Raw genomic sequence first — 12,138 nt, forward strand, 5'->3', positions numbered from 1 at the left:
GGCGCCGATCGTCTCATTTGCTGCGCCTTTGACGCGCTTTCAGCCACTGCACTAGAGTGAGTCCCCGATCAGATAACAGAGTCCGCTTGCAGAAGGGAGGTTGGCATGCTGCTGACGACCGGGCAGGCGGCAGACGAACTCGGCTGTGCGATCACCACCTTCCGCCGCCTCGTGCACGCCAGCCTGCTGCCAGGCCTGTCCCGCCGTGGCGTACGCGTCATGATCCCCCTGGACACGGTCCAAGCCCTCGCCACCCGCCGCCGCGCCCCCCTGGAACAACTGGACGCCACGGAGATCGCCGTGCTGCGTGTCGACGCAGCCCGCCCGGCCCCCGAGCCCGACCGGCCCTGGATCGGCTTCGCCGCCACCCTCACCCCCGACGACCTGCTCAAGGCCCTGCGCGGCTCGTGGCGCTGCGACCCGGTCAGCGTTGCCGCCGGGGGAGTGCTGCCCGTGACCCTGTCGGGCTACGTCGTCGCCGTCCTGACCGGCCTGCAGGCATGGGAAAAAAACTCAACCGGCCGCCACACCTTCTCCCGGGCTCGCCTGGCTGGCTACGTCACCGACCTGGCCACACCCCGCATCACCCTCACCTCCCGCACGGACGGCGACCAGCACCTTGCCGAGTCGCTGCTGGGCACCCGCCTGCCCTCCGACTCCGGCGGGGCGATCGCCTACGTCACCACCCACACCACCGGCTGAACCGCCCGGACAAGGAACCCTCATGGACGCACAGAGCTACAACGCCGCTCTCGCCGAGCTGCGCACCGTGCGGGACGAGATCAAAAAGGCCCGGGCCGCGCTGACGAAACTGGAAACCGACCGCGACCAAAGCATCGCCCAGCTCGCCTCCTACGGCAAGGCGAAGGCGGACCGGATCGCCCCCGCCGCCGGGCTGAGCGTCGCCGACGTCACCGGCACCACCCCCCGGACCCTCGAACGCGATGTCCCCCCGGACGCCGAAATCATCGGCTTTGACGACGAGATGAACGCTCCCCTGGGCGGCGCCCAGGTGGACCGATTGCGTCGGCGGCCGTTGCTGATCGTCCTGAACCTGATATCCGTGGTGCTGGTCCTGCCGCTGCTGTTGGTGCACGACCGCCATGGCGTCTGGATCTGTTACCTCGTCATGACGTTGTACGGGCTGGCCAGCGGCGTCACTGGTTCGGCTATGACCGCGTTCACCCAGACGTTGATCCCACCGCAGCACTTGGGCGACGCCAACGGCCTCCTGCAGACCTTGCTGCAGGGCCTGCGCCTGATTGCCCCTCTCCTGGGTGCAGGTGTGCTGTCCGCATTCGGCCTGGGGCTGTTGGTGGCAGGCGACGCCGCTACCTTCGCTCTCGCAGCCCTGCTCATTGCACTGATCCGGCAGCGGGAGGATCGCCCCCAGTCGGCGCGGCCAGAGGAAACTGGCGCCGAGATCGGCGCCGGCTTCCGATACATAGCGCGGACTCCCGCCCTGCGTCAGTTCACCGTCGCCGTAGTACTCGCTGTTGTTGCTTTCGGGCTCTGCGAGTCGGTTCTCTTCGCCGTCGTCGACACGGGGCTGCGCCGTCCGCCGGCCTTCCTCGGCGTCCTCGGCTCCTTGCAGGGTGCAGGTGCGATCGCCGCTGGGGTGGTCACCGCAGTGCTGCTGCGACGTGCAGGGGAACGGCGGACCGTGGTACTCGGCCTGGCCTGCGCTGGCGCAGGCTTCCTGCTGAGTGCGGCTCCGTATCTCTTGGCGGTCGCGCCGGGTGCGGTGCTCATCGGTGCCAGCCTGCCTTTGATCGTTGCGGGCGCCATGACCCTGTTCCAGCGGCGCACGCCCACATCTCTGATGGGGCGGACCGGTGCCGCGTTGAACGTGCTGATAGGAGTACCGCAGACTGCGGCCATCGCCGCCGGAGCCGGATTGATCGCGCTGGTCGACTACCGCGTCATCCTCGCGGTGATGGGGGCCCTGATGGCAGCCTCAGCGCTCTATTTGGCCACCCGCACCACCCACCAGTCGATCGAGGCAGTAGCCACCGCGCGTCGGGCGCAAGAGCCCTGCGAAGAGACACCGACAACAGCAGCGCCGCACTGCGGATGACACCAAGGTTCTCGGTCAGGGACTGACGGCGCCCTGTACGCGTGGGCGGGCAGCGCCCCCGGCGCGGGGATAGCCGAGGGCGCATGACTCGTATGAGCGGTCTCTCCGGGCAGGGGGCCTCGCGGTACGGCGCGCGGGTGTGCGACGGTGGGGCGACAACGAGACCGACCGGCCCCCCCCATGGGAGGGCTGATCCGACTTCGACACCCTGCCCCCGCTCCGCGCCGCGGCCGACGCCCTAGACCTGCTTGTTCGCGTCGTACCCGCGTGTCGCGTTCGACACCGGCTCCGTGACCGCCCAGCCGTTGTCGCGAGGTCAGCAATACGGTGGCTGGTTGGTCAGCGAGGCCGCCACTCGCGTCCACACGCCGAACAGGCCGACGAGCTCGGCGCGCGGCTGGTGCTGTTCGTCGTGCCGACGCTTGATCTGGCGGCGCAGACCGCGTTGGCCTGGCGGGCGGACGGTCACATGGAGCACATACTCGACGACCTTCTTGCCGTACACCTGCTCGTTGTCCATGGAGTTGGCGAACGCATCCAGCTCCGGCCCTTACGGGCGCCGGCGGCGCGGGCGGGTGAGGTCGGCGGACTCCGCCAGCTCGGGTGCGGCGAAGATGCGGGGGGTGGCGGTCATGTAGAGGCGGCGGTCGGCGTGGATGCGTGCGTGTCGCGTCGTTGACGATCGCCCACTTCTTGTCCGAGCGGCCCGCGATCCGGTGCGCCTCGTCCATGACCGCCAGGTCGAACGGCGGCACCGCGTACCCCGTCTTCTGGGTCTGTTCGATCTTGTTCAGGGAGTCGTAGGTGCAGATCACCGTCAGCGCCCGGATGTGGTCTTCCCCCTCCCCCACGACCGACATCAGCTCGCCCAGCGCGTACGGGTCGGCGGTCGACAGGACACGGGCCGCCACCAGATCGGGCCGGCCTTCGGCGTCCATCGAGGACACGATCACAACCCGCTCGCGCAGGCGGTCGCCGACGGGCTGGCTTTGTAGGTGGAAGCGGACACCGCTTATCGACGAGTCCGAACACCACTTGCCGATCACAGGGCCGCGAAATGTCGATGAGAACTGACACCACTTCGGTGGGGACAGCCGACGTTGGCAGTCGTTGACGGTGAGTGCCGCGCCCGGTTGGACGATGCGGCTCGGGGTCGCCCGACCTTCCCTAGAAGGTGCTTTGCGACGGTTCCCAGACCGAGCAGTCGTGCGCGAAGAGGACGCGTCGTGGGTCGAAGTCGGCGAGTCGCTCCAGCCAGTGCTGGTAGGCGGGAAGCGGCTGCTCCACGCCGTGAAGCGCCGCTTGGCGGGCCAGCTGGTCGGATGCGAAGTGGGAGGCGAAGTCGTGCGCCTGGCCGGCGAGGATTACCGTGCCGTCGGCTTGCCGGAGGACCAGCGACTGATGCCCTTGAGTGTGCCCTGGTGTCGGAATGATCCAGACGCCCGGCCAGACCTCCGCCTCACCGGCGAATTCCTCATAGGACGCGGCAGGAAAATCGATTAACTCGTCGAAGGTGTAATCGCCGCTGCGGGCAGTGGCCAGCTCGACGTCCTGGACCAGGATGGGCTTGCCGCCCAGGAGCGGGTTCCCACCGCAGTGGTCGAAGTGGAGATGGCAGTTCGCGACGAGGGAGATGTCGTCAAGAGCGACTCCGGCCGCGGACAGGGCATCCTGCAAGTCCCGGCGTCGGGGACGGTAATGGGCTTCGGTCTCGGGATCCGCTGTGCCGATGCCGGAGTCGAACAGGATCAGACCGTGATCGTGCTGCACCAGGTAGGCGAGCACAGGTTCGACCCGCGGCTGCAGGCCACCGGTCTCCGACGCGGGCCGGATGAAATACCCCAGATCAAGGCGACGCACCGGCATGTTCTTCCCCATGCGGCCAGCCTGTCAGGTTTGGGTGTTCCGGTCGGCCAGTCTGCCGAGAGCAGAACCACCACCGACCTCATCGGCCGCGAGGCGTGCGATTCACGTGCCGGGTTCAGCCTGCGGCGGAGTCCTGGGCAGCGGCACGGGCCTGTGTAATGGCGAGGCGGTAGGATTCGGTGCCGGTCTGGATCAGGTTGCCGCCGAAGGTCAGCCGGTCGACGATGGCCGCGCAGAGCCTCGGGTCGGTGAAGGTCTTGGTCCAGCCGCTGAAACTCTCGTTCGAGGCGATGGCAACGCTGTTCTTCTCCTCACGTTCCGTCAGAACCTGGAACAGCAGCTCAGCGCCCCTGCGGCCCAGCTCCATGTAGCCCAGCTCATCGATGCACAAAAGATCGACACGGCCGTAGCGGGCGATGGTCTTGGTCAGCACCTTCTCGTCCGCGGCCTCGACCAGCTCGTTGACGAGCTTGGTCGCGGGCGTGTACTTGACCCGGTAGCCGGCCATGGCCGCTTCGGTGCCCAGCGCGATCAGCAGGTGCGACTTGCCGGTGCCCGAGTCACCGATCAGGCAGAGCGGCAGGCCCTTCTTGACCCAGTCGCAGGTTGCCACAAGGGGTGTGCTCGCATCGGCGGCTGAACTCTTGCGGCGGCCCCTTGAGGGCCAGGTGCTTCCGCCGGTCGGGAAGTTTGCTGATTACCTGTGGTCACAGCGGTGTTAGGGGCATGCTAGGCGGGCGCCGGAGCAGAGGAACCGCGTCGGCGGTGGTCACGGGCCAGGGGGGATCCAAGTGCGCGGGACCGTGCTCCAGGAGCGGTATCGGCTGGAGGGGCTCATCGGGGCCGGAGGGTGTGGCCGCGTTCCTCGGGTACGTCGGGATCCCGCCCGGCGAGAACGATCGCCAGTCGGGTGTCGGTACGGGCCCTGGCCCACACAGCGCGCAGATCGATGCCGAGTTCCGCGACCGCAGCGTCCAGGTCCCGGCCGTGCCGGAGAACGGTGATGAGCCGGCTGGCCTGGCGGCCGGTGAGCGGGACGGGGTCGGTCATGCCCGCACCCCACGGGCGCCACATGCCGTATCTAGTGCCGCATCCGGAAGACGTTCGTTTCCGGCGGCTGGGCAGGGGGTGCAGGTGCCTCCTGCCGTGTTGTCGGAGGCGGATGCAAGACTCTCGCCATGACGGAAACGCTCGGCGCGGGCATCGCGCTCATCTCCATCGTCGGCCGTGAATTCAGTCAGGTGGACGCGGTGGAGGAGACGCTGACTGACGTGTTCGCCTATGCCGGCCCCATGCGTGATCAGATCACTGAGGAAGGGATTTGCCGCACCCTGGTACTCCAGATCAGCGAACTCACGGACGGTCGGGCTGCGCAAAGCGCACTTCCTCTGGTCCCGTTCGACATCAGCGACGTGGGTCCGAGCCAGGCGCGGGTGCGAGTTATCGCGGCTGCTCCGGAGGACCTGCGGGCCGTGACGGCCGTCATCTCGGCAGGACACTCGCTGGTCGGGGAGCCTGCTCAGGGCAAGGATGGCAGTGCGGTACTGGTGGTCTCTGCGGGCTGACGACAAACGCGGGTGACCCCACGGTCTCAGGCGACGTTGTCAGCCGCACGTCGCTCAGGCCCTCCCCCTCACTGGCCGGTGCTGGGTTCCCTTCCCGCCCTCATCCGGGCCGGCCGGGGGACCACCGCCACCCTACGAGACCCCTGGCGGGTCACTTCAGTGTTCCTGCCACGAACGAGTGCCGTATCAGCTAACAGCCGACTTCTCCCTGGCGCACCGTGCTCAGCCGCCCACCTCCTGCCCGTCCGCGGTCAGCATCCCGCCGCGCCACCCCGGCCCACCGCCGCTGCGCCGCCACCACCTCCGGCAGACCACGCAGATCCAGGTGCTCCAGCGGCTGGTTCGCGTCCGCGTCCAGCAGCCACCGCCCATGCCGCACGCACACCCGCTCCCACCGCGGCGCATACCGCACCACCCGCACGGCCGCCCCCGTCCGGCGAGCGGTGCACAGCCGGCAGCCGAACGTCACGGGACCGGCTACCGCGCCACCGACCCGCCACAGCCCTACCGGGTCGCCGGCCTCGGCGCGCAGTTTGGCGTCTTCTTCTCCCCAGGACGGCAACGTCCGTGCCAGCACGCCTTCCTCGACGCCGCACATGCCAACTAGGAGCTGCCGCCCGGCCGCGTTCAGCAGCACCTCGGCATCGGCCCGCGCGCCCCCTCCCTCATGCCCGAGCGGGTAGTTGCGCCACTTCCAGCACGCCCGCAGCACCTTCGCTTCCATCCCGTAGCGCCTGGCGACGCGGCAGATCAGCGACGAGGTCGTCTCTCCCTGCAGGGGAGCGGTACGCAGGAGGACGGGGTTACGGATCACCCCACCACGGTCTCGTGTTCACCGGCCGGGGCGGACGCATTCGCAAAAGATGCGCAGTGGCTAAAAGCAGACTCAATCCGCAACTCCCGGTCGATCAGTCAGGTCGGCGAGGAGGCGCACCCCCGTGTCGGTTGTTTCTGCCGGTCAAGAACGTGCTCGGTACGCACTCCGTACGCCAAATGTACGCTTCACGGTCGCTGCGCCTGGGCGGCTTGATGCTCCACGACTGTCACACTCCACGCCTAGCTCCCGCAGCGCGGCGAGCTGCTCGGCGTCGAGTTTGTGGCGTCGCTGCTTGGTGTTGGTGATCCTTACGTCCAGTCGGACCGGGACCGGCTCCGTCTGACCCTCAACCGCGATCTCCACGATGGCGCTGCGGGGTACGGGCCGCTGGCCTTCGCGTTCGACCCACTGCGCCAGGGCTGCCAGTCCCCTCTGGAACGCCGCCTGTGCCTTGCTCCCGGCCTTCCCCCGGGCCCTTCGCCGCGCCATCAGCGGCTGGTGCCGGGGACGGTGTCACGCCCAGCCGGGTGAGCCGTTGCTGTTGTTCGGTGGTGAGCTGTTTCCAGGTGGCTGGTTTGCGCTGCTGCTTCAGCCAGCGTCCGAGGTCGTCGCCGTTAAGGAGGACGCCGGGGGCGATGTCGGGGAGCCGGCTGCCTGGTTCGTCGGCGGCGAGGTCGGCGAGGACGCGGTGGTGGCGCTGCCAGTCCAGCGGCCAGGGGCAGTTCCAGTCGGCGTCGATCGCGGTGAGCTGCTTCGCGCGTACGGCGGCCCGATCCGCGTTTTTGCCGGGGCCGCCCTTCCCCTGCGCCCGCCACAGCCACTGCGGCCCGCCGCCAAGGCCCGGTCGGCAGTGCAGCCGGTGCCCCGGCGTGGACCCGGGGCACCGCGGCCGCTGCGGCAGCCGCTTTCCCTATGCCGCAGCGACGCCTTTCCTGCTGCGGGACCATAGTGGCCCGTGAACCGTGCAGACCGCGTCCGCCGGCCCGGGCACGTCACCGCACCGTAAGAAGGGGCCGCCGGCGAACAGCTCCCGGGCGACCTCTCCTGGCGGGGTCCTGGGTGATCCACCGCTTCACTGCCACGGTCGCTGCGCCTGGGCGGCTGATGCTCTACGGCTGTCACGCCCACTGCATGCCTAGCTCTCGCAAGGCGTGGAGTTGTTCGGCGTCGAGTTTGTGGCGTCGCTGTCGGGTGTTGGTGATCCATACGCCCAGTCGGACCGGCACCGGTTCGGGTTCGCCGTCGATCGTGATCTCGACGATGGTGCTGCGGGGTACAGGCCGGTGGGCGCCTTCCCGCTCCACCCACTCGGTGAGGGCGGCGAGCCCGCGCTGGAACGCCTGCTGTGCCTTGCTCCCGGCCTTCCCCGGCCCTTTCGCTGCGCCCTGGGCGGCTGGTGCCGCAGCCGGTGCCTCGTCCGGTGTCACGCCCAGTCGGGTGAGCCGTTCCTGCTGCTCCCCTGACAGCTGCTTCCAGGTGCTGGGCTGTTTCTGCCGCTGGAGCCAGCGCCCCAGATCATCCCTGTCGTGGAGGACGCCGGGTGCGATGTCGGGCAGGTGGCCGTCTGGTTCGTCGGCGGCGAGGTCGGTGAGGACGCGGTGGTGGCGCTGCCAGTCCAGTGGCCAGGGGCAGTTCCAGTCGGGGTCGATAGCGGTCAGCTGTCCTGCGCGCTGCTCCGCCCGGTCGGGGTTCTTGCCGAGGCCGCCGTTGCGGCGGAGGTTGGCGATCAGTTGTCCGATCGCGACCCGCTGGCCGTCGGGGTCGTCCCACATGGCGTCCTGCCGCGGCGCGAGGTGCCCCATGGCGCGCCGGTACGACCGGAGGGTGGCGAGCTTGTTCTCCCACGCTTCTTCGCCGGGTTCCCACACCATGCCGGCCTCGGGGGCGTCGAGCAGCTCGACGCGGTGGGGGTCGAGCTCGCCTGCCCGTAGCGCTTTGCGTTGCTGGTGCACCCACCTGCCCAGCGGGAACGCCTTGGTCACCCCCACCTGGGTCTCGACGTCGTAGGGCACGGCGTGCAGCCCGGTGATGTTGTTCTCCGTCCGCCAGCGCAGGAGGGCTTGGTAGCCCTCGAGCCAGACCAGTGACTGTGGCCGATAGACGCGGGTGCGCAGGAATGCGGCGATGGTGGCGGGGTCGCGGGGGCTGGAGAACTGCAGCAGCTCCGACTCCGCCCCGCCGTTCCCCGGCTCCCGCCCTTCCTGCTGACCGGCGCCGGGACCAGCACCGGTGCCGGTGATGATGCGTCCGTCGGCGTCCCGCCGGACGTGCGCCTTGCGCGTGCCTCGGGTGAGGGCTCGGTTGGCGAGTTGTTCGGTGAGGTGTTCGGAGTGGGAGCGCAGGCCTTGGAGGACGGCGACGAGGGGGGTGTAGGAGGCGCTGGCGATCATGTCGGTGGGGTTTTCGCCGGGCTGGAGGAAGACGGGCACGATGATCCGCGCGGTCTTGGTGGTGCCGTCGAGGTTGGGCCGTAGTGCCCGGCCGATGTTCTGCACGATCTCGACCTGGGAGCTACGGGTGTCGGCGAAGCAGACGGCCTCCACACCCCGCTCGCCTCTGATGTCGACGCCTTCGCCGAGGACGCGGCAGCTGGCGAGGAACGCCCGGTGCACTCGCCGGCCTGCGGCGTCGATGCCGTTGGCGAACTGGCGCAGGGTTTCGCGGCGTTCGGTGACGAGGTGGTCCCCGCACAGCCATGCCGACCACACCCGGTCCGCGGGAACGTGCCGCCCGGCCTCCTCGACGTCCCCGGGCTCGGCGCCGAGAGGGGACCGCGGCCGGTCGGCGGCCTCGTCGAGGGCGTGGGCGGTGACCTCGTCCGCATACAGGTCCGCAGCGGTCTGGGGCAGGTTGAGGGCGAAGGCTTCGGCTTCCTCGACCCGGCTGTGGAAGGTCATCATCGTCTTGATGTTGCGGGCACTGGCGTGCTCCAGGAGCGCGGCCTGCAGCAGCGCGAGCCGCCGGCCCCGCCGCGCTTCGTCGGACAGGCCGACGAAGTAGTCGGGGTCCTCGATCTCCAGGACGTCGATCTCGAACCCAGCGAGGACGCCCCGCTCGATGGCCTCGGCGAGAGCGAACTCGGCCAGCCACGGCCCGAACGTGGGGGAGTCCTGCCCCATCGAGCAGAGCTCCAGCTCACGCCCGTCCTTACCCCGCTGCGGCCGGGGAGGGGCCAGGATCCGCGGGGTAGCGGTGAGGTAGAGCCGAAAGTCAGCAGGGATACGGGTGTTGTCGTGGATCGCCGCCCACGACCGACCAAGATCACCCGCGGTGCCATGGGCCTCATCGACGACCGCGAGATCGAACGGGGCCATCCGCTGCCCGTACAGCCGCTCCCCGCCCGCCAGAGCAGCCTCCAACGGCCCCCGCATACGCCCCTGACCCTCCGGGTCGTCGAAGTCGTCACGGTCCACCAGGGAGGCGTACGTGGCGAACACGACCACCGGCCCCGCCCCGGCCCACAACGCGAGCTGGATCGGGTTGGTCGTCGTCCGCACGCCCAGCGAGTCGAGCACCGGGTCGCTCTCCAGCGAGCACACCGCCACCATCGCAGCGCGGTGACCCACCGCCCGCCACGCCTGCGCGGTCTGCACGAGCAGGTCCAGGGTCGGCACCGTCACGAGGACCCGCCCGGCAGGGAAGCACTCCAGCGCGCACGCAGCCGCCGTGATCGTCTTCCCCGACCCGGTCGCCGACACAATCGTTCGCCGCGCCCCCTGCGCCGGCACCGAAGATCTTGCAGAAAATCCCACCCAATTCTGGAAAGCCGACTTCTGCCGTACCTGGTGTTCTCGGAGCTGAATCAAAAGAGCTCTCCAAACTCGGGAAGGACCTGCTCGACGGAAGCGATACGGCACCCGGTGCGCCGGTAGAGACCGCCGTCCTTACCGTGCACGGCCCATACCCGCTTGGCCGCTGCCTCGGCTGACGCAGCCATCAGATGAACGACGGGACCCGGCACGCCCGGGCGGGAGCGGCCGGCGACGGCCCAGGCACCGATCCGGCAGACGCGGTGCCGCGAGATCTCAGGAGCCGTGACACCCAACCGCTCGGCCTCGGCCACGTCCGCCATCAGCCGCTGCAACCGCTGCTCTTCACAGCGGACAGCACGCGAGTCGAGCGAACGCGCGTACATAGCCACCTGCTCCCTGTCCATGACAGGGGCGATCCGCTCCCACTGAACGCACCGCAGCTCCGCGATGGACAGCTCACTCAAGTGATGCGGTTCCGCAGGACCCACCCGTGCGCGCCCGGCGCGTTCCTGCGCCAGGCGTACCAGCGCGGCCACCTGGCGCCGATCGAGCCCGGCGGCTCTCACGACCACTCCGAGCCGGGCAAGCTCATGCGGAAGATACTCGTAGATCAACACACGATGCGGCTCTCTGCCAGAGGTCCCTCAATTACGCCAATGCTACATGCTGCATCACACTGAGATGCAGCGGTTAGCGGACCCCTGCACGCACTGCCCAGGTCTCGTAAGATCCCCGTCATGGACTGGGGACCGATCGTCAGCACGTCACTCGGTGCTGTCATCGGCATCGCCTCCACACTGGCGACGGATCAGATACGGACCAGGCGCGGCCGGGAAGACAAGGACCAGGCCGCACGGCAGCAGCTGTACGGCGATTACCTGGCCGCTCTCGCCAGGACGCGGAACCAGCTGCGAATGGCGGCCAGGCCGACTGGCTTGCCAGATGAAGAACGCCTCCGCAGGACTGCTGAGGCGTTCCACGAGGGGAACGCCTACGAACTGCGCTATCAGATCGCGGTCGCGGCGCCCAGGGAAGTCGTCGAGGCGTCGACTGCCGCGTTTCGGTCCCTGCGGGATCTCAGAGACCTCGTGGAGGCAGGAGCGCTCCATACCAGTGAGGACTACGTGCAGGCCCGGAACAGGTGGGAGCTGCTGCTGGCGGAGTTGCGGATCGCAATGCGACGGGACCTCGGCAGGCAGGTCTTCTAGCCGCCCGGCCGCCTGTTGGGCCGGCCGCTCCCGCCCAGAGCACCCAGCCTGACTAGCCCACCCCCGCCGCCCCTGTAGCCGCCCGGGCCGCAGGCCCGTTGACCGACCCCGCGCAGCGGGGCCGGCCTTTCGTGGCGCGCTGTGCCACCCGGTGACCGAAGCGCAGCGAAGGCACCGTATGAGGGCGAAGCCCACGGGTACTCCGCACGCACTGCCGCCCACCCGACCAGGAGAGCCATGACCCACAACACTGACAACACTCGAGGCAACCGGTTCTGCAAGGCCTGCGGCACGCCCGCCGAAGACGGGAAGCTGTGCAACCACTGCGGTGCGGTCCTCGACCTCCCCGACCAGGCCGGACTGATCGAGGATCAGGGAGCCGCGATCCGGCGCGACTTCGAAGGCCGCACCGAACAGCAGCGCAAGTGACCCCGAATCGCCCCTGGCCGTCATAGCAATCCCAGCAGGCCCGCGCACCGCACTCCCACCTGATGTGCGACCACGGGGGGAGGCTGCCAGCGCGGCACCCGGCTCCACGGTAGGAGCCCACCTCTTACTGCTGCCAGCCCGGGCCGCGCGGAGCGTGGCCCGATGCCTCGCACGCAGTGCGAGGCACACGGTTCGCAGCGCAGCGGAGAACCGCCCCAAGCCCCGAGCGAAGCTTGGGGCCGGCCACGTAGTGGCCCGCTCCTGGAGCGCAGCGCAAGGAGCGCCAACTCCCACGCGAAGCGTGGGAGTTGTGCGGGGAGCGCAGCGAGCCGCTCACGCTTCCGCGGAGCGGAAGCGCAACACCCGCGCGCAGCGCGGGTGTTCGCTTGCATCGCGCGCAGCGCGATGGGACCCGCTCCGCGGG

General features: G+C 69.2%; 12 protein-coding genes and 1 pseudogene. 5 read left to right on the forward strand and 8 right to left on the reverse strand.

The genetic code is table 11. From position 1 onward, the window contains the following. Window positions 1-105 precede the first annotated feature (105 nt). Complete coding sequence (locus tag B446_RS35310) at window positions 106-702, forward strand: helix-turn-helix domain-containing protein (RefSeq protein ID WP_020937343.1); 597 nt, start codon at window positions 106-108, stop codon at window positions 700-702. A gap of 22 nt (window positions 703-724) precedes the next feature. Next, window positions 725-2,077: an MFS transporter gene (locus B446_RS35315; protein WP_020937342.1), complete on the forward strand. Its 1,353-nt coding sequence runs from the start codon at window positions 725-727 to the stop codon at window positions 2,075-2,077. Window positions 2,078-2,393: 316 nt separating this feature from the next. Here the strand turns inward: B446_RS35315 and B446_RS40655 are convergent, their stop codons facing one another. The 4 genes and pseudogenes from B446_RS40655 to B446_RS35335 form a co-directional block, all read right to left on the reverse strand. Then, on the reverse strand, window positions 2,394-2,597 hold the full coding sequence (locus B446_RS40655; protein ID WP_020937341.1) for a hypothetical protein: 204 nt from the start codon (window positions 2,595-2,597) through the stop codon (window positions 2,394-2,396). Window positions 2,598-3,244: 647 nt separating this feature from the next. Beyond that, the gene (locus B446_RS35325; RefSeq protein ID WP_043474367.1) at window positions 3,245-3,955 is read right to left on the reverse strand and encodes an N-acyl homoserine lactonase family protein; all 711 of its coding nucleotides are present in this window, start codon (window positions 3,953-3,955) and stop codon (window positions 3,245-3,247) included. Between the two features lie 103 nt (window positions 3,956-4,058). Next, window positions 4,059-4,532: pseudogene (locus B446_RS35330) on the reverse strand (ATP-binding protein); the annotation flags it as partial. A 245-nt stretch (window positions 4,533-4,777) separates the two neighbouring features. Further along, window positions 4,778-4,993: a hypothetical protein gene (locus B446_RS35335; protein ID WP_020937338.1), complete on the reverse strand. Its 216-nt coding sequence runs from the start codon at window positions 4,991-4,993 to the stop codon at window positions 4,778-4,780. Between the two features lie 128 nt (window positions 4,994-5,121). Here B446_RS35335 and B446_RS35340 point away from each other — a divergent pair, with 128 nt between their 5' ends. Beyond that, window positions 5,122-5,508 (forward strand): hypothetical protein, encoded by a 387-nt coding sequence (locus B446_RS35340; protein WP_020937337.1) that lies wholly within the window; start codon window positions 5,122-5,124, stop codon window positions 5,506-5,508. 190 nt (window positions 5,509-5,698) lie between these two features. Here B446_RS35340 and B446_RS35345 read toward each other — a convergent pair whose 3' ends face one another. The 4 genes from B446_RS35345 to B446_RS35355 all read right to left on the reverse strand — a co-directional run bounded on the left by B446_RS35345 (window position 5,699) and on the right by B446_RS35355 (window position 10,694). Continuing rightward, window positions 5,699-6,322, reverse strand: a complete 624-nt coding sequence (locus B446_RS35345) for a hypothetical protein (RefSeq protein ID WP_020937336.1) — start codon at window positions 6,320-6,322, stop codon at window positions 5,699-5,701. Window positions 6,323-6,671: 349 nt separating this feature from the next. After that, on the reverse strand, window positions 6,672-7,226 hold the full coding sequence (locus tag B446_RS38630; protein WP_420010351.1) for a helicase associated domain-containing protein: 555 nt from the start codon (window positions 7,224-7,226) through the stop codon (window positions 6,672-6,674). Between the two features lie 217 nt (window positions 7,227-7,443). After that, complete coding sequence (locus B446_RS35350) at window positions 7,444-10,131, reverse strand: DEAD/DEAH box helicase (protein ID WP_078614572.1); 2,688 nt, start codon at window positions 10,129-10,131, stop codon at window positions 7,444-7,446. Beyond that, window positions 10,128-10,694 carry a hypothetical protein gene (locus B446_RS35355; protein WP_020937334.1) on the reverse strand — a complete coding sequence of 189 codons (567 nt, stop codon included), beginning with the start codon at window positions 10,692-10,694 and terminating at the stop codon, window positions 10,128-10,130. Before B446_RS35355 ends, B446_RS35350 begins: the two co-directional genes overlap by 4 nt. A 120-nt stretch (window positions 10,695-10,814) precedes the next feature. Between B446_RS35355 and B446_RS35360 the strand changes: the two genes are divergently transcribed. Together B446_RS35360 and B446_RS35365 are read left to right on the forward strand one after the other, a co-directional pair. Next, entirely contained in the window at window positions 10,815-11,285 is a 471-nt protein-coding gene (locus tag B446_RS35360) for a hypothetical protein (RefSeq protein WP_020937333.1), read from the forward strand. A gap of 237 nt (window positions 11,286-11,522) precedes the next feature. Next, window positions 11,523-11,714, forward strand: a complete 192-nt coding sequence (locus B446_RS35365) for a zinc ribbon domain-containing protein (protein WP_020937332.1) — start codon at window positions 11,523-11,525, stop codon at window positions 11,712-11,714. Window positions 11,715-12,138: the final 424 nt, after the last annotated feature.

This window comes from Streptomyces collinus Tu 365 (assembly GCF_000444875.1).
GTDB lineage: Bacteria > Actinomycetota > Actinomycetes > Streptomycetales > Streptomycetaceae > Streptomyces > Streptomyces collinus_A.